Annotated in this window: 1 protein-coding gene; it reads left to right on the top strand. The window is 35.2% G+C overall.

Annotated features, from left to right (window positions below):
- Window positions 1-174 precede the first annotated feature (174 nt).
- On the top strand, window positions 175-571 hold a 397-nt coding region (locus tag OGV65_RS00110), incomplete at its 3' end, for a replication initiation protein (protein WP_286454472.1).

The raw sequence follows: 571 nt of genomic DNA, 5'->3' as shown, positions 1-571 counted from the left end.
AGGAAAGGTTAAGCAAAAATTAGGAAAGGTTAAGCAAAAATTAGTATTTCCCTCCCAAAGGTTAAGTGAAAATTAGGTAATCCACACAACCACGCAAAAGGTTATGCCAGTGGAATTGACATAACCAATACGAAAGGTTATGTTAATTTAAAATCACAACCAATGGTTTTAGTCATGGCTGAATTGGTAGTATTCAAAGCAAATGAGCTTGCGGTTAGTCGTTATGACCTAACAGAGCACGAAACGAAACTAATCCTGTTTTGTGTTGCAAAGCTAAACCCCACATTAGAAACACCAGATGAAACTGAACGAACGGTTAAATTTTCATGCTCAGAATATGCTTCATTTATGGGGATAAGTTATGAGAATGCGTGGGGACGCTTAAATACATCAACACGAGAATTATTTAAGCGGTCTATTGAGTTAATATATCCAACAGGTGCTGTATCTATGCGTGTTTTTAATTGGGCTGAATATGCAGAGTTCAATAGGGAAACACAAGAAGTAACTTTAGTATTTAGTAAATATATAATCCCATTGCTATTTCACCTAAAGAGATTCATTAAATACA

Origin of the sequence: Citrobacter sp. Cb004 (assembly GCF_030337065.1) — a bacterium.
Lineage (GTDB): Bacteria > Pseudomonadota > Gammaproteobacteria > Enterobacterales > Enterobacteriaceae > Citrobacter > Citrobacter braakii.
The sequence above is the reverse complement of the archived record's forward strand: the minus strand, read 5'-3'. Positions and strand labels throughout refer to the sequence as shown.